General features: G+C 66.1%; 22 protein-coding genes. 7 read left to right on the top strand and 15 right to left on the bottom strand.

All coding sequences use genetic code 11. From position 1 onward, the window contains the following. Position 1: 1 nt before the first annotated feature. Positions 2-436, bottom strand: a complete 435-nt coding sequence (locus ACZ75I_RS16620; RefSeq protein ID WP_180867702.1) for a hypothetical protein — start codon at positions 434-436, stop codon at positions 2-4. 374 nt (positions 437-810) lie between these two features. Between ACZ75I_RS16620 and ACZ75I_RS16615 the strand changes: the two genes are divergently transcribed. Together ACZ75I_RS16615 and ACZ75I_RS16610 are read left to right on the top strand one after the other, a co-directional pair. Further along, positions 811-1,851, top strand: a complete 1,041-nt coding sequence (locus tag ACZ75I_RS16615; protein WP_180867699.1) for a S41 family peptidase — start codon at positions 811-813, stop codon at positions 1,849-1,851. Next, positions 1,848-2,174: a hypothetical protein gene (locus tag ACZ75I_RS16610; protein ID WP_180867697.1), complete on the top strand. Its 327-nt coding sequence runs from the start codon at positions 1,848-1,850 to the stop codon at positions 2,172-2,174. The genes ACZ75I_RS16615 and ACZ75I_RS16610 overlap by 4 nt, the downstream gene beginning before the upstream one ends. Positions 2,175-2,263: 89 nt before the next feature. Here ACZ75I_RS16610 and ACZ75I_RS16605 read toward each other — a convergent pair whose 3' ends face one another. Then, positions 2,264-3,748: an XVIPCD domain-containing protein gene (locus ACZ75I_RS16605; RefSeq protein ID WP_180867694.1), complete on the bottom strand. Its 1,485-nt coding sequence runs from the start codon at positions 3,746-3,748 to the stop codon at positions 2,264-2,266. Continuing rightward, complete coding sequence (locus tag ACZ75I_RS16600; protein WP_180867692.1) at positions 3,745-4,383, bottom strand: hypothetical protein; 639 nt, start codon at positions 4,381-4,383, stop codon at positions 3,745-3,747. The genes ACZ75I_RS16605 and ACZ75I_RS16600 overlap by 4 nt, the downstream gene beginning before the upstream one ends. Positions 4,384-5,068: 685 nt before the next feature. On the opposite strand from ACZ75I_RS16600, the gene ACZ75I_RS16595 reads away from it, so the two are divergent. After that, positions 5,069-5,503 (top strand): SseB family protein, encoded by a 435-nt coding sequence (locus ACZ75I_RS16595; protein ID WP_005419309.1) that lies wholly within the window; start codon positions 5,069-5,071, stop codon positions 5,501-5,503. Between the two features lie 342 nt (positions 5,504-5,845). Here ACZ75I_RS16595 and ACZ75I_RS16590 read toward each other — a convergent pair whose 3' ends face one another. From ACZ75I_RS16590 to ACZ75I_RS16580, 3 genes are all read right to left on the bottom strand, one after another. Continuing rightward, positions 5,846-7,066: a multifunctional CCA addition/repair protein gene (locus ACZ75I_RS16590; RefSeq protein WP_180867686.1), complete on the bottom strand. Its 1,221-nt coding sequence runs from the start codon at positions 7,064-7,066 to the stop codon at positions 5,846-5,848. A 55-nt stretch (positions 7,067-7,121) separates the two neighbouring features. Further along, on the bottom strand, positions 7,122-7,358 hold the full coding sequence (locus ACZ75I_RS16585) for a hypothetical protein (protein WP_065178058.1): 237 nt from the start codon (positions 7,356-7,358) through the stop codon (positions 7,122-7,124). 68 nt (positions 7,359-7,426) lie between these two features. Beyond that, a complete protein-coding gene (locus ACZ75I_RS16580) occupies positions 7,427-9,412 on the bottom strand; it encodes a transglycosylase SLT domain-containing protein (RefSeq protein ID WP_346477005.1) in 1,986 nt (661 codons plus the stop codon). A 151-nt stretch (positions 9,413-9,563) separates the two neighbouring features. Here ACZ75I_RS16580 and ACZ75I_RS16575 point away from each other — a divergent pair, with 151 nt between their 5' ends. Beyond that, positions 9,564-9,971 (top strand): ExbD/TolR family protein, encoded by a 408-nt coding sequence (locus ACZ75I_RS16575; RefSeq protein ID WP_346477006.1) that lies wholly within the window; start codon positions 9,564-9,566, stop codon positions 9,969-9,971. 27 nt (positions 9,972-9,998) lie between these two features. Here ACZ75I_RS16575 and ACZ75I_RS16570 read toward each other — a convergent pair whose 3' ends face one another. Then, entirely contained in the window at positions 9,999-10,322 is a 324-nt protein-coding gene (locus ACZ75I_RS16570) for a hypothetical protein (protein ID WP_180867681.1), read from the bottom strand. Positions 10,323-10,733: 411 nt separating this feature from the next. Here ACZ75I_RS16570 and ACZ75I_RS16565 point away from each other — a divergent pair, with 411 nt between their 5' ends. Further along, positions 10,734-13,544, top strand: a complete 2,811-nt coding sequence (locus tag ACZ75I_RS16565; protein ID WP_428986740.1) for a TonB-dependent receptor — start codon at positions 10,734-10,736, stop codon at positions 13,542-13,544. Between the two features lie 132 nt (positions 13,545-13,676). Here the strand turns inward: ACZ75I_RS16565 and fhuE are convergent, their stop codons facing one another. From fhuE to ACZ75I_RS16550, 3 genes are all read right to left on the bottom strand, one after another. Further along, positions 13,677-15,839: a ferric-rhodotorulic acid/ferric-coprogen receptor FhuE gene (gene fhuE, locus ACZ75I_RS16560; RefSeq protein ID WP_180867676.1), complete on the bottom strand. Its 2,163-nt coding sequence runs from the start codon at positions 15,837-15,839 to the stop codon at positions 13,677-13,679. Positions 15,840-16,024: 185 nt separating this feature from the next. Then, the gene (locus ACZ75I_RS16555) at positions 16,025-16,576 is read right to left on the bottom strand and encodes a M23 family metallopeptidase (protein ID WP_072167157.1); all 552 of its coding nucleotides are present in this window, start codon (positions 16,574-16,576) and stop codon (positions 16,025-16,027) included. A 77-nt stretch (positions 16,577-16,653) separates the two neighbouring features. Continuing rightward, positions 16,654-17,136 carry an Lrp/AsnC family transcriptional regulator gene (locus ACZ75I_RS16550; protein ID WP_049414645.1) on the bottom strand — a complete coding sequence of 161 codons (483 nt, stop codon included), beginning with the start codon at positions 17,134-17,136 and terminating at the stop codon, positions 16,654-16,656. A 72-nt stretch (positions 17,137-17,208) separates the two neighbouring features. Between ACZ75I_RS16550 and ACZ75I_RS16545 the strand changes: the two genes are divergently transcribed. Next, positions 17,209-18,078 (top strand): EamA family transporter, encoded by an 870-nt coding sequence (locus tag ACZ75I_RS16545; protein ID WP_180867674.1) that lies wholly within the window; start codon positions 17,209-17,211, stop codon positions 18,076-18,078. A 110-nt stretch (positions 18,079-18,188) separates the two neighbouring features. Here ACZ75I_RS16545 and ACZ75I_RS16540 read toward each other — a convergent pair whose 3' ends face one another. The 4 genes from ACZ75I_RS16540 to ACZ75I_RS16525 form a co-directional block, all read right to left on the bottom strand. Continuing rightward, on the bottom strand, positions 18,189-18,926 hold the full coding sequence (locus ACZ75I_RS16540) for an endonuclease/exonuclease/phosphatase family protein (RefSeq protein WP_172412138.1): 738 nt from the start codon (positions 18,924-18,926) through the stop codon (positions 18,189-18,191). Between the two features lie 53 nt (positions 18,927-18,979). Beyond that, a complete protein-coding gene (locus ACZ75I_RS16535) occupies positions 18,980-19,816 on the bottom strand; it encodes a thiol:disulfide interchange protein DsbA/DsbL (protein WP_180867671.1) in 837 nt (278 codons plus the stop codon). A gap of 106 nt (positions 19,817-19,922) precedes the next feature. Beyond that, positions 19,923-20,573, bottom strand: a complete 651-nt coding sequence (locus tag ACZ75I_RS16530; protein ID WP_111176759.1) for a thiol:disulfide interchange protein DsbA/DsbL — start codon at positions 20,571-20,573, stop codon at positions 19,923-19,925. Between the two features lie 106 nt (positions 20,574-20,679). Next, entirely contained in the window at positions 20,680-21,480 is an 801-nt protein-coding gene (locus ACZ75I_RS16525) for a c-type cytochrome (RefSeq protein ID WP_019660638.1), read from the bottom strand. 156 nt (positions 21,481-21,636) lie between these two features. Between ACZ75I_RS16525 and yihA the strand changes: the two genes are divergently transcribed. Continuing rightward, the gene (gene yihA / locus ACZ75I_RS16520) at positions 21,637-22,239 is read left to right on the top strand and encodes a ribosome biogenesis GTP-binding protein YihA/YsxC (protein WP_049414655.1); all 603 of its coding nucleotides are present in this window, start codon (positions 21,637-21,639) and stop codon (positions 22,237-22,239) included. A gap of 99 nt (positions 22,240-22,338) precedes the next feature. Here yihA and ACZ75I_RS16515 read toward each other — a convergent pair whose 3' ends face one another. Beyond that, positions 22,339-23,313, bottom strand: a complete 975-nt coding sequence (locus tag ACZ75I_RS16515; RefSeq protein WP_134969190.1) for an MBL fold metallo-hydrolase — start codon at positions 23,311-23,313, stop codon at positions 22,339-22,341. Positions 23,314-23,905 lie beyond the last annotated feature (592 nt).

The raw sequence follows: 23,905 nt of genomic DNA, 5'->3' as shown, positions 1-23,905 counted from the left end.
TCTACAACAGCGGTGCGCAAGCATCCGGTTCCACCAGCGCCCCGGCATGATCGGCCAACACCACCACCGCATGTAGCAGCCCTTCCTCCACCTGCGGTGGACACTGTGCCTGCGCGTCATCCATGTCGCGCGCCGATTGTGCGGCCAGCAACACACCGCCGCAGGCGGACAATGCGGCAAGACAGCGCGTCGCCTCGGCCAGTTCCCGACCGCGTGCCTCGCTGAGTTGCCGCTCGCGCCACGCCTGGCCGTCGGCTCCGTGGCTGTGTGCGATGCCGCGCAACCGGGCGAAGAACGCCGACGGCGGCGCCTGTTCGTTGGCTTCGGTGAGCGCATCTTCCAGCGCTTCGGCGGCCGTAGTGGACAGCTGCAGGCCGGGCAGGGCAGCGCCGAGCAGTGCTTGCAGGCGTGGATAGGTGGGGTAGGGCGTGTTCATGGCAGCAACCTCACAAGGCAAGGCCACCTGCGGGATGCAAGGTGGCGGGCGGTGCGGGTTGGCGTGCCGGTCAAAATCAAAGCGAAAAAAGCCGACGGATCACGAGGATCCCCACGCACCGCCCGCCATGGGCAAGCCGGTGCATTGTCGCGATTGCCGTTGATGCGGCAAATCGATCGCTTCGATGTTTGATTCAGGACGCCAATCCCGGCCAGCGCAAAGTACGTTGGCGCAGCCACCTTCGCGCTTTCACTCGAGCAACGACATGAGCAAAGTTGTAAATCATGCCCCGCATGGGGAGTGCCAAAGCCGACACACAACGGCGGCGGCAAGCGCGTATGCTGCGGTACCTGCTCACGACGAAGGAACGTCGAATGTCTATTGATCTCCGCGTGATGGCCACTGCACTCGGCGCCCTGTTCTGCACCACCGCACAGGCCGTGGCACCAGACGCCATCGACCTGCCGACAGCACAGGCACAGGCCCAGTTGCTGGATATGCTGGAGAAGGAATCGCTGTACCGCGACCGCGTGGACTGGCGGGCCATCCGCACGCGCCTGAAGGCGGCGCAGAACGACCCGGCTGAGGCCCGCGCGGTGCTCCGGCAGGCCATCGGCCGCAGTTCCGGCGGGCACGGGGCTTGGATCAGCGCAAAGCAGCTGCAGGCGAAGGCAGAACGCCAGGCGCGCGCCAATGGCGCAGCAACAGCGGCCCAGAAAGCAACGACGGCCCCGGCCGAAGCGCTTGACCCGCGCATCGGCCGGGTACAGATCGAGGCCTACGGTGTCATGCAGGGCCCCACGGCGCACCAGCAGATGAAGGAGCGTGCCAAGCGCTGGCAGGCGATCATCGACGACCAGGACAACGGCAGCCGCTGCGGCTGGATTGTCGATCTGCGCGGCAACACCGGTGGCAACATGTGGCCGATGCTGCTGGGCGTGGCGCCGCTGTTGCGCGTCACGCCCAGCGCCGACGAGAACGTGGGTTCCTTCGCTGCCGCAGATGGACCGTCGCTCTGGCAGCTGACCTCGTCCAGTGTGCGTCTTGGCGGTCGCGTGCGGATCGATCTTGGTGGGCCCGGCTATCTGCTAAAACATCCGGGGGCGCCCGTCGCCGTGCTGACCGGGCCGCGCACTGCCAGCTCCGGAGAGGCCACCGTACTTTCCTTCCGCGGTCGGCCGCAGACGCGCAGTTTCGGCCAACCCACCTCGGGGTTGTCCACCGCCAACGTGATGCGGCCGCTGGCTGATGGCAGCGCGCTGCTGCTGACCACCAGCGTGATGCGGGACCGCAATGATCGTGGTGATGGCTTGAAGATCGAGCCCGACCAGCGCGTCGAGGGGGACGCCGCCACCGTGGCCGCCGCCCAAGCCTGGCTGCTGGCCCAGCCCGCCTGCCAGGGCACCCGGTCATGATCCTGATCGGCCAACAGGAACGGGTGCTGATCGTCGGCCCCACCGAAGCCCACCACTGCCTGCGCTGCCAGACCGAAACCGAATTCGCCCCGCAGCTGCGCTACAAGATGGCGCGCATCGACCTGCTGTTCGGCTTCACCTACCAGCGCCGCTACGAACTGGCCTGTACCCGTTGCGAGCACGGCTGGGTGCTGGATACCGAGACCATGGACCAGCAGCTGGGCGGGGTACCGATCCCGTGGCGGCACCGCTTCGGCCTGCCGTTGATGCTGTTAGGGGTCGCCGCGCTGGCGGTGGTCGGATGGATGTGGCGGCACCTGTAGGCCTCCTAGAGAGAGGGCGGGCCGACATGGCCTCAGCAGGTCGTTCCAACGGGCGCCGGCCTCAAGTAGGGCCAAGCAATCACGCTGGCCTAGCCCATGCGCATCGCGGTTCGAATCTGCTCTTGGGTTTGCTCGTGCTGGGCGACCTGCTGTGCCTGCGAAATCTGCTCGGCCTTGGCGAGCGACTGTTCTACGGGTGTATTGACGGCCTCGCTGACCGCGATCGACGCCCGCAAGTGTGCCGGATTGTCGAGCGCTCCCTGCACGACGAACATGCGAGGGCCTGAACCATCGCTGGGAGGATCGCCCAAGACAACATGATCGACGCGTTCCAGGCCGCTGTGCTTGGCCTTTGCAAGCAGGCTGGCCGTCATCCGCTCGCTGGTTTCATCGAAGCTGCGCCCGTGCTTGGCATCCACGGCAGATACACCGTCGCGAATCTGCCGGTAGAGCGCATGATCGGGGTGGCCGTCCGTTCGGGGATCCAGGCCTGCCTTGTCCAAGGTTGATTCGATGCTTTCCTGCAATGGACTCTTGGGAGCGAAGCCTGGGTTGCTTAGAGAGGGCGAGCCCTTTTCGGTTGTCTCATGGACCAAACGCTCCCCAGGTTTCAATGCACTTTCTGCGCGCTGCACGGCTTCGGCTTCGCGACGGGCGTACGCTCCGGCTTCCTCAGTGCCGCGAAGGTGATTGATCCCGTCGCGCAGGAGTCCAGGGCCACCGCCGACAAGTACGGTCGCCCCCAGCCGCAACTGGTGGATGTCTTTGCGATACTCCGCTATCCGGCGTAGGTCCTCGGCATCAGTGATCCGCGCCTCGGGGTCGTCCAGTACGGACTGCACTGGGCCCTTGTCGGTCATACGGTCAATGAAGTGAACCATTCGATGGGAATCACCCAACTGGACCGCAACCGCAGCGGACATGACATGGCCGCTTTTCATCCCAAGCGATACGAGCGAGGCGATGCGCTGGCCCTGCTCGGCATCGCGCAAGACTCCCAGATCCTTGGGGAGTGCGTACATCTCAACCTTGCCGTAATGAGGGCCGGCCGCACTAACCAGGTCGCCCGCCATCACATGGTTGGTGAAGGGCGCCGCGTTGGCCGGCTGGCCTTCAGGCAGGCGATACGCCAGCCCGGCAGCGCCGTAGGGGTTGAAGGCGTCGCCAGGAAGATTGTAGTGGTGGGCAGTGATCTGCGCGAGTGCGCCGCCTAGGGAATGTCCAGTGACGTACACCGGGCCATATCCGTTTTCCTCAGCTTGCTTGATTGCCTGCTTGGTCAGTACGAGGGCATCATTAATCTGTGCGTTGACTCTGGCGCTGACCATCGCTGCGTCGACGCCGCCATCAAGTATGGCCTGGCGATCAAACTCGGTGCCTCGGTGGGCGATGATGATCTCGTTGGTCTTGATGTTCCGGTACACAACGCCTTGATAGCCGCTGACTGCGTCACGTCGCCCTAGAACTTCGAAGTCTTCACCATCAACGCGCAGCGATTCCTTATCGCCTGGAGCTGGATGTGACGGTGGGGAGTAGGCTGCATTGGCCAGGGCTGCATTGGTTAGAGGTCTCATGGGACGATTCCTTTCGAAGGAGACGATATCTCTATGGCAAAGTACTTCTGCTTCTCGATATCAGACAATCTGTTGTAGCTATACTGGGACTGCGTTCGCACCCACCCAGGCGCCGAACTCTTTGTTTGCAGGGTCATTTGACTGTCTGCGTACGAAATCGATGTGAGTAGTTTCTTCAGTTCGAGATGGTGGACGGCAACTGATATGAAGCCTTCGCGTCCCTCGGAAATGACTGGGAATGAAGCTCGAATGATGCTGGGTTTCCATTCGCATGGCCCACGCCCGTAATAGTCAGCGACTGCCATGCCGTCCTCGAACACGGTGCTGCTGAACTCGGTTGCACTGACGCGTTGTACTGGGAACTCTACTGACTGCCGTTGGGGGGCGTACTGCACACCCTCGTAGTTGTTGATCGGTGGGAGGCAGAGCGGATCTATCTCGTAGGAGACGAAAACCTTCGGGAGGGTGAGCTCCACAGGCGCATCGTGGACCCGGATCACAATCGGTAGTGCATCCTTGGGTGCAGGATTCTCGCGATAGACCGGGTATGAGCGTTCCTTGTTGCATCCAGAAACGGCCAGTGTGATCAAGGCGATCAACGCCACGTGAGTGAGGGGGGGGGAGGGTTTCAGCATGAGCGGTCCATGTCGCTGATTGAGGTAGGCGCCTCTTCAGGGTTACTACGGGGCACGGTTCTCTGCGCGTGACGATACCGGCAGGATTGGCCTGATCCTTGATCGGCTGGACAGGAGGGAAGGCCGAGGAAGACGGCGCTATGTACCGCGCTACGGGGCACATCTGACAGGTTGCGCCGCTCGTGCTGCCAGCTTCCTTGGCCTTCATCCATGCATGCCTGTGGCGCGAGGCCTTGCGAGGTAGCGTTCATCGGCGTTCCGTTGCTCTACGTCATCCGACTATACGATCCGCTCCAGCCGTGCTCAAAGCTCTCGGTCATGCCAGTCTCAACGTCCTTCCAGGATTGAGTGAAGCGACGCCGGCACAGGGTCACAAGCGAATCGGACACATTGACGATTTCGTCAAACTGTTGGAGCAGGGCCTTAACAATTACCTCGTCGAACGGTTCAGGGGGGAGCAGCGTTCGCAGAATCAGCGGCCGGCCGTATCCTGCCCGCCGTGCTTTCCTCCCAAGGCCATCAAGATTTCCGCGGCCCCGATTCCCTTTGGCTGGATCCAGACCGGTGAGCGCTGGGCGCTTTGGTATAACGGTCGCCGACGCCCTGCGTGTCCCTGCCAATGCGCTGTCGTGCCTCACCCTAGGCCTGTTAAAGTCTGCCCTGCAACCACGTACCGGAACCGACCATGGACCACGACACCCCGTTCGAACCCCTCAACGACCTCGAGGTGCGCCTGCTGCAGGCCCAGGACGGTACGCTGACCGCAGCGCAGTTTCTCGACGGCCTGCTGACCTCGACGGCGTTCGTGCTGCTGGACAAGGCCATCGGCGAAGATGGCGCCTGGGACGAGAGCATCTCGCCGCTGGTGCTGACCAGCGAGAGCGGTGAGCCGATGTTCGCGGTGTTCACTGCCCCCGAGCGCGCGGGCCTGTGGCACGAGCAGCTGCCGCAGTTTGCGCATGCCATGCCGATCGCGGTGCACGCGCTGCTGGCCGGTATCGGCGACGGCGTCGGCCTGGTGCTGAACCCGGGCCTGGACGTGGGCATGGAGATGATTCCCGATGCCGTGGCCCAGCTGAAGCAGCGTGCGGCGGCGATCACCCGTGGGATGGCGCACTGATCCCGCGATTGTCTGGTTGCCGGCCAGCGGCCGGCACTACCCGTGGTGCCGGACGGCGGCGATGGCTTGCAAGTGCGTCCTGTTCAATGGAGAGGAGCATCGTGGGCAGGCGTTCTAACCGATCGCTGTGGGTCTATGAGATCGGCCTTCTTGTGGGTTTGACTCTGGCAGCTGCGTTCATCACCCGGTTCAATCCGGTGGAGACGCTCCGGCTGGGTGGATGGCTGTTCCTCTTGATGCAACCCATCATGTTGGGTGCTCATGCTGTTGACCATTTCTCGCGGAAGCGCCGTCGTTAGACGGGCGATCGGTGCCGGCCAGCAGCCGGCATCACCAGGTGCTTCAGCGGGCGGCGGCGATGGCTTTCACCCGCGCCTTGGCCAGCGCCTCGCCAATGGCCGGCCCCTTCAGATGCGTGGTATCCAGATCCCGCGCCTGCACTGACAACGCCGCCTGGTGCAGGCGCTTGAGCGTTTCGCCCTGCGGGTAGTCGACGTCCTCGAAGCCGAGCCGGCCGCGCTTGTCGGCTTCGCAGCACAGTGCGATGCGCGCCACGCGCTCTGGCCGTCGCAGTGCATCGCAGCGGCCCAGTAGTTCCAGCACGGTGGCATCGCGCAGTTCGTCGATGCGGTGCACGTTCAAGTGCTCGCGGCACACCGCTTCAGCCAGCTGCTGGTGCTCGGCTGGAATCTTCAACCGCGCACACAGTGCCTTCAACGGCTTGATGCCGCGCTGCTCGTGCATGATGTGGCGCGGCCATTCCTCCGGCGGGGTCAGGCCCTTGCCGAGATCGTGGGTGAGGGCAGCGAAGCCGACCAGGTCATCGCCGGGGGCGAGCTTCGCGGCCATGTCGCTGACCATTTCCTGGTGGATGCCGGTGTCGACTTCCGGGTGGAATTCGGCACGCTGCGGTACGCCGTACAGTGCTTCCAGTTCGGGCAGGATCGGGCCCAGTGCCTGCGCATCGCGCAGCGTGCGCAGGAAGGCGGAGGGCCGTTCACTGACCAGCGCCTTGCGCAGTTCCTGCCAGACGCGTTCCGGCACCAGTGCGTCCAGTTCACCGCTGGCGGCGACCTCGCGCATCAGTGCCATGGTCTCTTCGGCGACGCTGAAGCCCAGTGGTGCAAAACGGGCCATGAAGCGCGCCGCGCGCAGCACGCGCAGCGGATCCTCGACGAAGGCCGGCCCGACATGGCGCAGCACGCGCTGTTCCAGGTCACGGACACCGCCATAGGGATCGACCAGCGTGCCGGTGTCTTCGTCGCAGGCAATCGCATTGATGGTGAAGTCGCGGCGCTGCAGGTCTTCTTCCAGCGTCACCGCCGGATCGGCATCGACCACAAAGCCGCGATAGCCGCGGCCGGATTTGCGCTCGGTGCGCGCCAGTGCGTATTCCTCACCGGTCTTCGGGTGCAGGAACACCGGGAAATCACGGCCGACTGCGGTGTAGCCCTGTGCTTCCATCTGCGCGGGCGTGGCGCCGACCACCACCCAGTCGCGGTCGCCGGCAGGGCGCTGCAGCAGGCGGTCGCGTACGGCGCCGCCGACAAGATAGATCTTCATGGGGGGATGATCGCATGGCCGGCGCAGATGTTCCGGCACGACCGATGCTGAGGCCTCACGGCAGGCCGCGCCACTCCGGCACGAACAGGCCGGCCAGGAACCATAGGCAGTAGACGATCCACAGGCAGAGGACGTACAGCTTGATCTGGGCTTCGTCCCACAGGCTGCCCCAGCTGTCGACGAAGGCCAGCGACTTCCAGCCTTCCATCCAGGCCGCGCCACCCCAGCGCAGTACCCAGGTGGCGAACAGGCTCCAGGCGGCGAATATCCCGATCCAGGCCAACAGGCTCATTGCGTTCCCCTCCCCGGGAAATGGCTACCAGGTCGTGCCAGCCAGAAGCCGGCACGACCGCAGTGCGATCAATCGCCACCTTGCTCAGCGTCGGCCGCGCAGCTGAATTTCTTGCGCTTGTCCACCAGGCGGCCCATCAGGCGGTCGCTCAGCGGCAGCGCATCACCATTGAGGCGCCAGTCGTAGATCACGCTGAAGGCCAGCACGCGGGCGACGTACTCGCGGGTTTCCTTGTAGCTGATGGTCTCGATCCACAGATCCGGATCGAAGCCCGGGCGTTGGCTCTGCCAGCGTGCTGTCGGCGTTGGCCCCGCGTTGTAGGCGGCGATGGTCACGTACGGCAGGCCGTCGTACTTGTTCATCAGCTGGCGCAGGTAGGCGGTGCCGATGGCGATGTTGGTGTCCGGGTCGTACAGGCTGTCGGCGCCGCCGTAGCCGGTCAGGCCGATCGACTTGGCGACGCTGGCACCGGTGGCCGGCAGCACCTGCATCAGGCCCATGGCGTTGGCAGGCGAGCGCGCGCGCGGGGTGAACGTGCTCTCGGCGCGGATCTCCGCCGCCACCCAGGCCGGATCGATCGCGTTGCGTGCCGACTCGCGGCGGATGGTGGCGTCGTGGTGCAGCGGGAAGCGCAGGTCATACAGGCGCTGTTCCTGCGGCTGCTTGCCGAGCGCGAACACGGCACGGTCGAACCAGCCGTTGTCCTGCGCCACGCGCACGGCGAGGCGGCGCTGGGTGTCGTCGAAGCGCGACAGCGCGCTGTTCCATTCGGCCACGGCCCAACCGGCGCGGTCGATCTGGTACAGCGCCATCGCGCGCTGGATGGCCGGGTCGCGCGCGACCGCTGCCTGTGCCTGCGCGCTGTCGTTCGGCTTCCACGGGCACAGGGTGTAGCCCTGCTGCAGCTTGTCGGCGGCCAGGAAACCGTGGAAGGTCGGTGCGCGTGCGGCTTCGCGGAACAGCGGCTGCGCCTGCTGGGCCTGGCCGGTCTTCTCCAGCATGCGGCCTTCGAAGTAGCGCCAGCGCGGGTCGCTGCGCTGCTTGCTGCCCATCTTGCGGATCGCGGTCAGCGCCGCCGGCCAGTCGCCGCGCGACATCGCTTCGCGCACGCGCCACTCGTGCAGGCGTTCGTCATAGGCCGACTCCGGCACCGCGTTGAGGCGGCGTGCCGAATCGGGCAGGTAGGAGGCCACCGTCCACAGCGCGATCTGGTACAGCACCTGGCCCTGCTGGTCGGCACTCAGGCCCAGCGCCTGGGCGTACTGCGGCAGCTGCTGCTCGGTGGCGCCGGGGTCGGCCTTGGCCAGCTTGGCCAGGCCATCGGTGGCGATGCGCCGGCTGCGCTCGTTACGCGGCCAGTTCAACGCGCTGGCGTTGGGCTTGTCGACAAAGGCGGCGTAATTGTTCGCCAGCGCCAGGTCGGCGGCGGGCAGGCCGCGTGCGGCGCTGCGCATCACCGCCGGTTGCTGGGCATCGGCGGCGGCATCGATGCGTTCCCAGCGCAGGGCGTCGCTCAGGCCACCCTGCGCCTGCAGCACGGCGAAAACGGCATCACAGCCGTCCGGCAGCGACTTGCCGTTCTTGCGCCACAGGTCCTGCGCCTCGCTGATCCACTGCGGATCGACCTTGCCCGTCACCTGACGCGCGGTCAGCTGCGCACAGCGCAGGCCGGCGTTGTCGGTGGGCACCCAGTTGGCGAGCAGGGTGGGCCAGTCCTGGCGGCGTGCGAGCGAGGGCAGCCACACGCTGCGGAAGGTGGTGGCCACGGCCTGGCCGTCGTAGCGCTTGAGGAAGGCCTGGGCCTGCGCGGTATCGACGGTGTCGATGTTGCGCCGCAGGTTGGCGTACTCCAGCCAGCCATAGGCCGGATGACGGCTGAGCGCAGCGGCCTGGCCAGGATCGTACTGGCCGCGTTCGGCGGCTGCGATCGCGGCTTTCAGCTGCGCGTTCTGGGCATCGAGGGACTGGGCATTGGCGCAGCCGATCAGCAGCGTGGTGGCCAAGGGCAGCAGGGACAGGGCGGTCGAAGTGCGTCGGGTCATGGCATGCAGCATAGCGGGCAGTGGCTGAATTCAGTTTCGCATTGCGTGCACGCCCGGCGTCGGCAACGACAGCTGAATGAATCAGCGCAGGCCCCTGCCGCACGGGGTCGCAGGCGTCGTAACGTCGGCCTTGGGCGAACGGCCCGGCTGCAGGGAGCGGCACATGGCGTTCAGTAGCGCAGGAAGAAGCGGCCCGCTGGCGGACATCAATGTCACGCCACTGGTGGATGTGATGCTGGTGCTGTTGATCATCTTCATTGTGACCGCGCCCATCGTGGCCCGGCCGATTGCGGTGCAGTTGCCGCAGGCCACCGATCGGGTGGTCGACCGTCTTGAACCGCCGCCGCCGATCGAGCTGCGCCTGGACGCTGCCAACCAGCTCAGCTGGAATGGCCAGCCGATGGCGATCGGCGAGCTGCAGGCGCGCCTGCAGGCGCAGGCCGGTGAACATGCCGGCAACCTGCCGGAGCTTCGCATCGCCACCGATCCCGCGGCCGAATACGAAGGTATGGCGAGGATATTGGCTGCGGCCGAGGCGACCGGCATGGCGCGGATTGCCTTCGTGCGATAGAGCGTTGTCTCACTGCCGCTCATGCGGTTATTGCTGCATGAGCGGCGCTTGCCCTGCTGACAGCGTCGCATCCAGGATCCGCAGAAAAGCCATTTCAATCTGCGCCGGAACCGGGGTCGGATGTGCTAGCCACCTTCTGGTCTGAGGGTCATGTTCAACGTTGAAAGCGGACAACTCGGCTCTCTCGAAATCCACCACAACCGTCAACCCCTCTCCTGAGGCCGAGGCCGCATCGCTGGGAGAGAGGCAGTTGTTGCACTCGAGCACGCCGCCTGCCCTCGATTCACCTGCCAGAGGAAGAAGCAGCGTGATCACCATCATGACGCTCGGCACGGCAGTCAGTGCTTTCATGATCGATCCTCCCGCGAATGGCTGGAGATGCGAGTTTGCACCGGGTCGATCAACCGGGCCTTCTGAATGAAGGAATTTCAAACTATTCCTGAAATGGTTCGGCAAAGGCACTTTCATGCGCGCGGCAGTTCCCGGCGCGCGCTGTCGCGGCCAGCATCAAAGCGAAGGCGGCGGAACATTACCGTCCGGTTCTAAACGGCACTCATCTGACGCAAATGTCATGCAATTGCGTCAATTCCGCGTGAAAGAGTGTCGATCGTCACGCCGTGATTTTTACCGCTTGTTTACAAAGGAGACGCTGCCGCCATGCAGGGGGAGCGCGGCAGTCCATGTCCCGACATTCCTTTGGAGAGAGAGCGAATGAATCACCTGCACCACCGCCCGTTGGCGGTTGCCGTCGCGCTGTGCGTGATGGCCCTGGCCCCGTTGGGTGCCGCTGCACAATCCACCACCAACCTGGACGCGGTGGAAGTGACCGGTACCCGCATCAAGCGCGCTGAAGTCGAAGGCCAGGTCCCGATCCAGACCCTGACCCGTGGCGACATCGAACGCACCGGCCTGACCTCGATCGGCGAAGTGCTGCAGCAGCTCACCGGATCCGGCTCCGCGCTCAACGCCAAGTTCAACTCGTCCGGCAACTTCGGTTTCCCGCCCGATGGCAGTGGCGTGGGTGCCGGCTCGGCGCAGGTCGATCTGCGCCACCTGGGTGCCAAGCGCGTGCTGGTGCTGGTTGACGGCATCCGCTGGGTCAACGAGTCGTCCGCATCGGGCGTCGGTGCGGCCACCGACCTCAACACCATTCCGCTGGCCATCGTCGAACGCATCGAGGTGCTGGAAGACGGCGCGTCGTCGCTGTACGGCTCCGATGCCATCGCCGGCGTGGTCAACATCATCACCCGCCGCGACTTCGATGGCGGCCAGGTGACCCTGAACTATGGTGAGTACAGCAAGGGTGACGGCACCCAGAAGGGCGTGGACTTGGCGTGGGGCAAGAGCGGTGATCGCTTCAGCCTGTTCCTGGGCGCCAGCTGGACCAAGCAGGACCCGGTATTCGCTAAGGATCGCGAGCAGTCACGCTTCCCGATTCCGGGCACCGGCCTGGCCTTCGGCAGCGGCGGCATTCCGCAGGGCCGCTTCGCCTTCGTCGACCCCAACACCGGCGCCGAGCAGGACATCGTGCCCAACAGCGGCGTGCCCAACCCGCGCTATGACGGCAGCGCCGGCTGCAACCGCAGCGATGACTACCACTGCTTCACCAGCGCCGACCGCTTCAACTTCGCCGAATACAACATGGTGCTCACGCCGTCCGAGCGCAAAGGCCTGTTCGGCCAGTTCCGCTTCGACATCACTGACAACGTGCAGTGGTACATCAAGGCACTGGGCAACCGCCGCGAGTCGACCAACCAGGCCGGCCCCGAGCCGCTGTTTTTCGGCCCCGATGGCGCCACCGGCAATCCGTTGGCCGACAACATCGTGGTCTCGCGCCTGAATCCGTACAACCCGTTCGGCTTCGACCTGGTGTCCTCGGGCAACATGAGCCTGATCGGCCGTCGCCCTGTGGAAGGCGGTGCGCGCGTGTTCAAGCAGGAGGTCAACACGACCTACGTGGCCACCGGCCTGGTCGGCAACTTCCAGGCGGCCGACCGTAGCTGGTATTGGGACGTCAACGGCATGTACAGCAAGAACAAGGCCGAACAGACCAACTACGGCAGCTACAACATCTACAACGTCAACATGGCGCTGGGTGACCCGGCGGTGTGCGCGGCTACCCCGGGCTGCGTGCCGTTGAACATCTTCGGTGGCGTCGGTTCGATCACCCCGGACATGCTGAAGTGGATCCAGCCGGTGGTGCACGACCGCAGCCAGAACGAGCTGAGCCTGTTCACCGCCAACCTGTCCAGCGAGCTGTTCTCGCTGCCGGCCGGCCCGGTGTCCTTCGCCACCGGTTTTGAGTACCGCAAGTACGAGGGCTGGTACCAGCCGGATCCGCTGACGGTGATCGGCCACTACAACGGCGTGCCGTCGCAGCCGACCTCCGGTTCCTACGACGTCAACGAGGCCTACCTGGAGTTGAGCGTGCCGATCTTCGCCGACTCCTCGTTCGGCAAGAAGCTGGACCTGAGCCTGGCCGGCCGCTATTCGGACTACTCCACTTTCGGTGGCGAGTTCACGCCCAAGTACGGCCTGCGCTGGCAGGTGACCGATGACTTCGTGCTGCGCACCACCTATGCCGAGGGCTTCCGCGCGCCGTCGATCGGTGAGCTGTACGGTTCGGCTGCGCGCGCGGACCTGCAGCTGTTCGATCCGTGCTCGGTGGGCCTGGGCGGTACGCCGCCACGTGGCAGTGCCGCCAATTGTGCCGCGCTGGGCGTGCCGGCCGGCTTCCAGCAGGCCAACTCGCAGATCTCGGTGACCACCGGCGGCAATCGTGATCTGGAACCGGAGCGCTCGCGCAGCTTCAGCACTGGCTTCGTGTGGAGCCCGTGGTTCGGCAACAACGCGTCGTGGTCGGAGCGCTTCGATGTGGAGGTGACCTTCTACCGCCACGCCATCGATGGTGCGATCCAGGCCATCAACGCGCAGACCCAGCTGGACCTGTGCGTGGACACGCTCGACCCGGTGTACTGCGATGGCATCACCCGCGCCAGCACCGGTGCGGTCAGCAGCTTCAACAACCGCCTGACCAATCTGGGCTCGATCAAGACCGACGGCTGGGACGTGGACCTGTTCTGGACGTTGCCGCAGACCTCCTTCGGCCAGTTCAAGCTGGCCTGGAAGAACACGTTCGTCGGTCGTTACGAAGCCACCGGCGCGGCCGGGCAGAAGCAGCCGCAGAAGCCGGGCGTGGAAGTGGCCGACAGCTCCATTCCGGAGTGGACCAGCAACGCCAGCATCGCCTGGACGATGGATCGCTGGAGTGCGAACTGGACGGTGCGGCACATCTCCGAGCTGACCGAGAACTGCGGCGATGCCGTGGCATTCCCGGTGTGCAGCAACCAGGCCGACGGCACCAACACGCTCTCGGCCACCACCTTCCACGACATGCAGGTGGGCTACAAGATCGACTGGATGAAGGGGCTGCAGCTGACCGCGGGCCTGAACAATGTGTTCGACAAGGATCCGCCGATCTGCCTGTCGTGCTCGTTGAACGGGTATGACGCCTCGACCTACGACATCCCGCGTGGCCGTTACTGGTACCTGCGCGCGGACCTGCGGTTCTGATGTGAGGGTGGCAGCGCCGGTCAGTTCCGGCGCTGCCTTGCGGATGTAGGGCCGAGCCAGCGCTCGGCTGATTCTCTGAGCCGAGCATGGGCTCGGCTCTACAGGTGCGGGGTGGTCGTACCCCGCGTCTGATCAGAACGCCCAGGTGAACGTCAGCGAGCCATTGCGGCCATCGCCGTACGCACCGTAGCCGTTGATCTGCGAGAAGTACTTCTTGTCCAGCAGATTGTTCAGGTTGGCCTGCACGCTCCATTCCGGCGACAGGCGGTAACGCACGAAGGCGCTGACCAGGGCGTAGCCGCTCTGTTCGATGCGGCCGTAAGCCGGCACCGCGTAGTAGATGCGGTTCTGCCAGTTGGCGCCGCCGCCGACGGTCAGTGCCTGCAGCGACTGCGGGGTGTAGCTGGTGAACAGCTTCAGTGCGGTCTGCGGCAGGTTGGTGTTGATGTCGGCGCCGTTGATGTCCTTGGCAACATAGCGCGAAGCACCGAAAGTCGCGTTCCAGCCGGGTGCCAGTTCGCCGTTCACTTCGAACTCGAAGCCACGGCTGACGGTGCCGCGCGCGGCCACGTAGGCCGTTTCGCCGCCGGTGCCGCCGATGACCGGCTCGCTGGTGGACTGGCCGACGTTGTCCTGCTCGATGCGGAACACCGCCACCGAGGCATTCAGTCGGTTGTCGAACCAGGCACCCTTCACGCCCACTTCGTAGCTCTTGCCGTCCACCGGGTCCAGGTAGCTGCCGTTGCGGTCCTTCAGCATCTGCGGCTGGAAGATCTCGGTGTACGAGGCATAGGTGGAGTAGGTGTCATTGATGTCGAACACCAGGCCCGCATAAGGGGTGGTGACTTTGTGCGAACGGTCGGCGCCTTCGCCTTCGCTCTTCCAGTCGGTGTAGCGCGCGCCCACGATCAACTTCAGCGGATCAGCCAGCGACAGGCGTGCTGCAGCATAGGCGGCCTTCTGGGTGATGGTGCCTTCGCTGGCCAGGGCCAGCGGATTCCAGTTCGGTTCGCTGATGTTGCCGTTCCAGTTCAGGTAGCTGGAGAAGGGGTCCCAGGCGAGGCCGGCGCCGCCGATCTGGTAGTCGCCGTAGTTGGCGTACTCGCGCTTGTTGTAGCTCAGGCCGCCCATCACTTCGTGCTTCAGGCCAAACAGCTCGAACGCGCCACTGAAGTAGCCGTCCACCGCATTGACCTTGCGTTCGGTGTTGTAGAAGCCGGCCGACGGCGAAATGCCGGCACCGGTGTTCTTGTCGAAGAACGAAGCGCCGGTGACCCAGTCGTTGTAGGCCGGGTAGAACAGCTTGTCGTCGGCCTTGGTTTCGTCGTGGGTGGCGCCGATGCGGACTTTCCAGTCATCGTTGAAGGCGTGTTCCAACGTGGCGAACGCGCGCTTGCTGGTGGTGTCCCAGTAGGTCCAGCTCGGGTTCGGATTGAACGATTCGTCGTAGCCGGTGCTGGTTCCATCGGAGAACAGCATCGGGAAACCACCCCAGGTGGCGCCGTTGGCGCGCTTCTGCTGGTAGTCGTAGCCCACGCTCAGCTGGGTGTCCGGGGTCAGGTCGGCGTCGATGACGGCGTAGCCCAGCGTCTTGTGCTGGTTGTAGCGGTCCATCTGCGCGTCGGTGTCCAGGTAGCTGCCGATCACGCGGGCGCGCACCGAACCGCTCTTGTTCAGCGGGGTGGTCACGTCCACGGTGCTGCGGGTGCGGCCCCAGCTGCCGACGTTCACCGAGACGCTGCCGGTCAGTTCGGCGCTGTCGGCGTGCTTGCGCACCAGGTTCACCGACGCCGACGGGTTGCCGGCACCGGTCAGCAGGCCGGTGGCGCCACGCACCACTTCCACGCGGTCATACAGCGCCAGGTCCAGGCCGGAATCGCCGTAGCTCCAGTTCTGCACCATCTGCGTCGGCAGGCCATCGAACTGGTAGCTGTCGATGTAGAAGCCACGCGAATAGAACTCGGTGCGCTCGCTGTCGGACTGGGTGCTGCTGACGCCGGTGGTGTTGGCCAGCACGTCGATGATGTCGTCCAGGTTCTGATCTTCGATGCGCTGGTGGCTGATGATGCTGAGCGACTGCGGGATCTCGCGCGGCGCCAGGTCGAAGCGGGTACCGGCCGAGGTGCGGCGCACCGAATAGCCTTCGGCGCGTTCGCCCTTGACCACCACTTTGTCGAGCGTGGTCGGGTCGGCGGCGGTGTCGGCGAAGGCGGCCGGGGCCACGGCGCAGAGTGCAGCGAGCACGGCAACGGACAGCCGTTGCGGCTGCGGGATACGGAAGGCGGAACGGTTCATGGGGGTCCTGGACGAGCACGCGCGCTCGGCCAGCATCCAGAAGGCGAGGCGCTACGGGTGGGAAACGGGCGGGCAGGCCGTCCTGGCACCACCGGAAACGAAATAAATGGTAATACGAACTATTCCTATTTACAAATCATGAACGCGGAAGGCGCTCACGCAGGACTCGACGCAGCACACGGCGTTCAGCGCAGCAGCGGCAGTGGATCGCGGGCGCCGTCGGCGCCGTAGATGCCCCAGTGCAGGTGCGGCGGCGTACCCTTGGCGTTGCCGCTGTCGCCGACGTGGCCGAGAAGGTCGCCGGCCTGGACCACCTGGCCGCGCGCCAGGCCCTCGGCCCAGTCGTCCAGATGGGCGTAGTAGTAGCGCTCGCGCCCGGGCCCGATCACCCACACCTGGCGGCCACCGAGGCCGCGGTCGCTGACATCCACGACGACGCCGGCGGTGGCACTGCGCACCGGGGTGCCGCGCCTGGCGAAGATGTCGATGCCGGCGTGGGAACGGTCACGGCCGCGCGGAGCGCCGAACGTATCGGCGATCTGGCGGGGCCGCACGCCTTCCACCGGCACCGGAAGCTCGGTGGCCGGAGGCATCCGCGAGAGTGTCCACAGCAGTTTCGGTGCAGCAGCCCATGGGCTGTTCCACAGCGCCATCGCGGCAACGATCGCGATGACCAGCCACAGGCCGCGCAGCAGCCAGCGGCGCAGGCGACGGGCGGGGGAGGGCGGTGTGTTCATGGTCTCCGACTGTAGCGCCGAGCCATGCTCGGCGGCTGTTACTTTGTGGTCAAAGCGCAGTCGAGCATGGCTCAGCGCTACAGAACCGGGGCCAGCGGCACTTCGAAACTGCGCTTCAACGTTCCCAGTGCCACCGAGGTGCGGAAGCGCTCGATGTTGTCATCGCCACCGAACAGGCGCTCGGTGATCGCTTCGTACTCCTCCATCGACGCGGCCGAAAGCAGCAGCAGGAAATCGCCATCGCCGGTGATCGAGTAGCACTGCTGCACGGCCGGGTCGTCCTGCACGCGGCGCTTGAACGGCGCTACGCGTTCACGCAGCTCGCTGACCACGCGCACCTCGACGATGATGGTCAGTGGCCGCCCGACCTTGGCTGCGGCAACCACCGCCACATTGGCCGCGATCACGCCGCTGTCCTGCAGCCGCTTGATGCGGCGCTGCACGGCCGGGGTGGACAGGTGCACGGCCTCGGCGATCTCGCGCTGCGGCAGGGTGTTGTCCCGCTGCAGCAGGTCGAGGATGGCGCGGTCGAAGCTGTCGAGCACGGGGGCGGTGGCCATGGCGAGCAGAAGTTGCACGAACGGACTGTCAATTGAGCCAAGTGCTCGGCGCCGGCGCAATAGACTTTGCCCATGCAGACCTCACGACTCGCGCCGATGTTGCCGGCGCTGGCGGTGCTCGGCTCGGTCACCTCGCTGGCCATCGGAACCTCCTACGCCAAACACCTGTTCCCGCTGATCGGCGCCCAGGGCACCAGTGCGCTGCGCGTGGGCTTCTCGGCGCTGTTGCTGCTGCTGTTCTGGCGGCCATGGCGCTGGAAGACCCGCCGCGTGGATGCCATCACCCTCCTGCGCTACGGGCTCACCCTGGGCCTGATGAACCTGCTGTTCTACATGGCCCTGCGCACGATTCCCTTCGGCATTGCGGTGGCCATCGAATTTACCGGGCCGCTGACGGTAGCGATGCTGTCATCACGACGCCCCATCGACTTCCTCTGGGTGGGGTGCGCGGCGGTGGGGCTGTTGCTGCTGCTGCCGATCGGCGGCGGGCCGGCACTGGATCCGGCCGGCGTGCTGTATGCCATGGGCGCAGCGGCGTGCTGGGGCCTGTACATCGTGTTCGGCAAGCGTGCCGGCCACCTGCACGCCGGGCATTCGGTGTCGCTGGGGCTGCTGGCGGCATCGCTGGTGGTGGTACCGGTGGGCGTGGTGCATGCCGGCACCGCGCTGCTCGATCCGAAGATCCTGGCAGCCGGCCTGCTGGTGGCGCTGGTGTCCAGTGCGATCCCGATGTCGCTGGAGATGATGGCGCTCAAGCGCCTGCCTAAGGAGACCTTCGGCATCCTGATCAGCATGGAGCCGGCGGTGGCCGCGCTGTGGGCGATGCTGCTGCTGCACGAGCACCTGCATGGATTGCAGTGGCTGGCGATCGGCTGCACGGTGCTGGCTTCGGTGGGCAGCACGATGACTGCGCGGGGGTTGAAGGCGTCGGCCACCGCCTGAAAAAAGGGGACGGAGGGGATTAAGTCGTTCATGCCCTGATTTAGGGGGCGCCAGGCGGCGGCAGGCGCGAAGCGTGCGGACCAACGGTCCGCACCTACCAGGGGGGCGGTTCAGCGCAGGGCGTCGGCCGGGACGTCGATCTGCATCGCCAGCGCGAGGTGATCGGAGAACGCGGCCGGTATGGCTTCCACGGTGCGGGTCTGCAGGCCACTGCTGACCAGGATGTGGTCGATGGCGCGGTCGGGGCGCCAGCTGGGGAAGGTCGGCACGATGCAGCCGGGCGGCTGCAGCCGGGTCTTCTGGTACAGCACCTGCATTTCCGGGCGTTCTGCCAGGCAGTTGAAGTCGCCCATCAGCACCGCGTTGGGATGGTCGGACAGCAGTTCGGCGATGAAGCCCAGCTGCGACATCCGCGATCCCGCGCCCAATGACAGATGCGCCACCGCCACCGCCAGGCCGTCGGTACCGTCGCCGAACTTGGCCAGCAGCACGCCGCGCCCGCCGATGCGGCCGGGCAGGGCGTGGTCCTGCACTTCCACCGGTTCGAGCTTGCTCAGCAGGCCATTGGCGCTGGAGGCGACCCCGCCCATGCGCCGGTTTGGCTGGTGGCTCCAGTAGTTGAAGCCAGCGCGCTGGGCCAGGTAATGGGTCTGGTTGGTGAAGCCCGAGCGCAGGCTGCCCGGGTCGGCCTCCTGCAGGCCGACGATGTCATGTTCGCGCGCCAAGGTGGCGATCGCGTCCAGGCTGCTGCGCTTGCGACCCGCCGGCAGCGCATGTGACCAGCTGCGGGTCACATAGTCGCTGTAACGGCGGGTACTTGAGCCGGCCTGGATGTTGGCCGTCAGCAAGCGCAGGGTCCGTGTACGGGGGGAATTCACGGCCGGGAAATGCTTCTCTTGGATCAGTGAGCCTGGGCCGCACCGCGTTCGCGGGCGATCAGGTGATCGGCGATGCGCAGCATGTCCGGGAAGCTCTTGCCCTTCACCAGGTACTTGCCGTTGACGATGATCGACGGGGTGCCGCTGATCTGGCTGCGCTGGGCGAACTGCTTGGCCGAGTTGGTCTTGGCATTCACCGCGAAGCTGCCCATGGTGGCCGCGAACTGCTTCGGATCGACGCCGTAGGCGGCGTAGAACTTGGCGATGTCTTCCACCGAGTCACGGCCGCGCTCGCCCTTCAGGGTCTTCTGCGAGTGGATGGCGGCGTACAGCGCTTCGTGGGTCTTCTCCTGCACGCCCAGGGTCTGCGCGGCGTAGAAGGCACGCGCGTAGTCATCCCAGGTGCCGCCGAACATGGCCGGCACGTAGACGAAGTTCACGTCGCTGGGCAGGCCGGCCTTCCACGGGCCGACCAGCGGCTGGAACGCGGCGCAGGCCGGGCAGACGTAGCCGAAGATCTCGGTCACTTCGATCTTGCCGGCGGCCGGCTGGAACGGCTGGCCGTTCGGGATCACCTGGTAGTCGGCACCTTCCACCGGAGCCGGGCCGGTCAGTGCGGCGGTGGTCGGGGCCGGTGCGGCGGCCGGCGCCGCTTCGGCCGGGGCCTTCTCGCCTTCAGCGGCAGCCGGCGCGGCGCCTTCGCTGCCCGCTGCCGGCGCAGCAGCCGGTTCGGTGCTGGCTGCCGGGGGGGCTGCCGGTTCGGCCGGGGCTGCGGTGGTGTTGGTGCTGCCGTCGTCGGCCTTGCAGGCGGCCAGGATCGGCAGCAGCGCTGCGAGGGCGAGGGCGTAACGGATCTTCATGGAAACGTCTCCAGCATCTGGAAAGGTGGGGCCGGCGGCAGGCGCCGGCCAAGGGGAAATGATGACATGCGGCGGCGACAACGCCGTGTCGGTGGTGGGTGTTGGTTCAGCGGCCGCGGGCGGCGCGCGCCTGCGCGATCAGCGCCGAGGCAATGCGCAGCTGGTCGTCGAAGCTGTTGCCGCGCACCAGGTACTGGCCGTTGATGATGATGGCCGGGGTGCCCGGAATCTTGGTGCGCTGGGCGAACGCCCGCGCGGCGTCGACCTTCTTCTGCACGGCATCGCCGCGCAGGGCCTGGATGTAGCGGTCCGGGGTCACGCCGTAGGCCTTGTAGAAGGTGGCGAGCTCATCGGCCGAGACGTTCTGCATCGGCAGCGACCCCTGCTCGTGCAGGGCCTTGAACACGGCGGCATGGCTGCGCTTGGCCACGCCGACTTCGTCGGCGGCGTAGTAGGCCAGGGCCCAGGCATCCCAGGCACCGCCGAAGGCCGCCGGGACCGGGGTGAAGCGCACGTCGGCCGGCAGCTTGGCCGCCCAGGCTTCCAGCTGCGGTTCGAAATGGGCGCAGTGCGGGCAGGTGTAGCCGAAGACTTCGACCACCTCGATCTTGCCGGCCAGCGGCTGGAACGGGCCCGGCTGGGCAATGCGCTCGTAGTCTTTGCCCTCGACCAGCGGGGCATTGGCGGGAGTGGCGGCGCAGGCTGCCAGCGGCAGCAGCACCAGCACGGACAACAGCAGGCGGGAAATCAACCTCATCGACACGCATCTCCGTTGAAAAAAGCAACGCCGGCGCAGCCGCCGGCGTGAAGGAAACATACCGCAGCCGTGGGCCGGCGTCGCGGCCCGGGCCGACCAGTGGTGGTCAGGGGGCGGCAGCCGGTTGTGTTGGCGTGGCCGCGGCGGCCACATCGTCGGCCTTGTTGTGCAGGCCCTGCAGGTAGCTCGACAGCGCCTGCACCTCCTGCTCGCTGAGCTTCTGCGCGACCGTGGCCATGATCTGGAAGTGCGCCTTGTCGGTCTCGTTGGTCTGGCCGGCCTGGTACTCCTGCAGGCGGCGCGCGACATAGCTGGCGTGCTGGCCACCGAGATGCGGATAGGCCGGGCCGGGATTGCCGGCACCGCTGGGGCCATGGCAGGCCATGCAGGCCGGCAGGCCACGCTTGGCATCGCCGCCGCGGTACAGCTGCTGGCCGATCTCGTAGAACTTCATGCCCTTGTAGGGGCCCTCGGTGACCGCCGTGTCATCGGCGATGCCGGCGTTGGCTTTCTGCGTGGCGAAGTAGGCGCCGATATCACGCATGTCCTGCGGGGTGAGGTTCTGCACGAACGGCACCATCGCCACTGCCGCGCCGGAACTGCGCTGGCCATTGGCGATCAGGGCCATCTGCTGGGCCACGTAGCGTTCGCTCTGGCCGGCAATGGACGGATACATCTCCACCGTGGAATTGCCGTCGACGCCATGACAGGCCGCGCAGGCCGAGGCCTTGGCCTGGCCGGCCTTGGCATCGCCCCAGTGGGTCTTGCTGAAATCCACCTCCAGCGAGGCGGTATTGATTGGCCCATTGTCGGGTAGCGGGGTCAACGTGGTCTGCGCGAACGCAGCAGCGGCAACGACTACAGCAGTGGCAAGGGCGGATACGGCAAGAACGCGAGCGTGGCGCATGCTGAAGCTCCGTATGGACCGGGCCGGGCGGTGGCCGCCGGCATCGTTCGGATTATCAACGCCGTTTCCGCGCACGGTCAACGCAGCAGTGCAGCAAAATGCCCGCAAAGGCCGCCGGCACGGGCGCGCGGCGCCGCAACATGCGATCCTAGGCACATGTCATTGCTCATCGAACGCGCCCGTTACCACCTTTCGGCCCATAACGTGCGGCAGCTGCCGCCCGACGAAGGGGCCGAAGTGGCCTTCGCCGGCCGCTCCAACGCCGGCAAGTCCAGTGCGCTCAACGCGCTGACCCGCCAGAACGCCCTGGCGCGTGTCTCCAAGACCCCCGGCCGTACCCAGCAGCTGGTGTTCTTCCAGGTCACCCCGGAGGCGCATCTGGTCGACCTGCCCGGTTACGGCTACGCCAAGGTGCCGCTGGACCTGCAGGCGCACTGGCAGGCCTTCATCGACAAGTACTTCCGCACCCGCGAGGCCCTGAAGGGGCTGGTGGTGGTGATGGACATCCGTCATCCGCTGAAGGACTACGACCGGCAGATGCTGTCCTATGCCGTGCAGCGCGGCCTGCCGGCGCACGCCCTGCTGACCAAGGCCGACAAGCTCAGCCGCAGCCAGCAGATGCAGTCCCTGCAGAAGGTGCGCAAGGAGCTGCAATCGGCCTACGGTGACAGCGTCAGCGTGCAGGTGTTCTCCGGCGAAGACCGTACCGGCGTGGACGAAGCCCGCGCCGTGATCGGCGGCTGGCTGGGGCTGGAATAAGGCCTTCCCTGCCTTCCTGTAGAGCCGAGCCTACGCTCGGCTGCGGAATCCCGGCACGCTGCGCGTGGTAGCCGGGCATGGGCTCGGCGCTACACGAGGTCATTTCAACGGCGAATACTCCGCCGGGACCCACGCATAGGCCTGGCCTTCACTGCGGACGTGGCCCAGGCCGGGGAACGGCAGGTGCGCACCGGCCACCCACCAGCCGTTGGCGGTGGCCTGCTGCAGCAGCCCGCGACGGCTGGCGATGGCCGCCTTGCGGTCCGAATCGGCCTCGAACGCGGCCTCCGGGTGCGCGAACTGCACCGCATGGAAGTGCAGCACGTCGCCCCACACCAGCAGTGACTGGCCCTGGCTGTCGAACCGGTAGGAGACGTGGCCGGGGGTGTGGCCATGGGTGTCCATCGCCACCGCGCCGCCGGGCAGGGCATCGCCGGGGTTGAACGTGCGCAGGTGGCCACTGGCCTGGTACGGCGCCACCGCGTTGCGCGCCAGCGGGAAGGCGAAGCGCACACCCTTCGGCGCAGAAGCCTCGCTGGCCGGGTTGAGCCAGTAGTCGGCATCGGCCCTGGACAGCCACACCGTGGCATTCGGGTAGGCCGGCTTGCCCTGCGCATCGAGCACCCCGCACAGGTGGTCCGGATGGGCGTGGGTCAGCAGCACCTCGTCCACCTCGGCCGGATCCACGCCGGAGGCGCGCAGGTTGCCCAGCACCTGGCCCAGGCCGGGGCCGAAGCACTGCGCGGTGCCGGTATCGACCAGGGTCAGGTGGTTGCCCTGGCGCACCAGGAAGGCGTTGATCGCGGTCTGCAGGCCCTTCTTGTCTTCGGGCACGTAGCGGCCTTCCAACAGGCGGCTGACCAGGGTGGGCGGCACGTCCACCACTTCCTGCCGGCCCAGCGCGACCACGCCATCGAACAGGGCGGTGACCTGCAAGGCGCCGACGCGCTGGTGGTAGACGCCCGGTACCTGTTGGGTGGGGGCGGGCGAGGTGGCTTCGGCCAGCGCGGCCAGTGGCAGGGCGGACAGGGCCAGCAGCAGGGCGGTGCGCAGGGGCAGGTAACGCAGGGTCATGGCGGTTCTCGGTGGACGACGGGCGATTCCGTTGCTGCATAGCGTGCCGCGGCCGGCGTGTGCACGGCGCTCAAACCACTACGTGGAATGCTCAGGGAAGGGTGGGGCAGGGCTGCGCCCTGCACCCGCAGAGGCAACAGCAACAGCAACAGCAACAGCGGGCTATCCGTGGGATGGCGGGGCGGGTCCGGTTGCGGGGGACGCCGTAAATACGTCCCTGTAGGCTCGGTCGCGCCATCCATGGCGCTCACGCCCCCGCAACCGAACCCACCCCGCCTTCGACAGTTTTCCGCGAACTGTTGGAGATGCTCTTGGGGTCAGATCCGTTTTCCGCAGGAAAACGGATCTGACCCCAGAGTTTCATTCGATATCTGACAGATGTGTCGACCAAGGTCGACACCTACCAACAGCCGAGTGAACCTGTCGAAGGTGGGGCGGTGTCGGAGTGCGGGGTGTCAGCCGCATGGATGCGGCTGCCAAGCCTACAGGGACGTACTTGCGGCGTCCCCGCACTCCGGCACCGCCCTGCCATCCCACGGATAGCCCGGTGTTGCTGTTGCTTCGGCCGTTGCCGTTGCCTCTGCAGGTGCAG

This window comes from Stenotrophomonas sp. X, from assembly GCF_055721025.1.
This window is presented reverse-complemented; position numbering and strand designations above follow the sequence as displayed.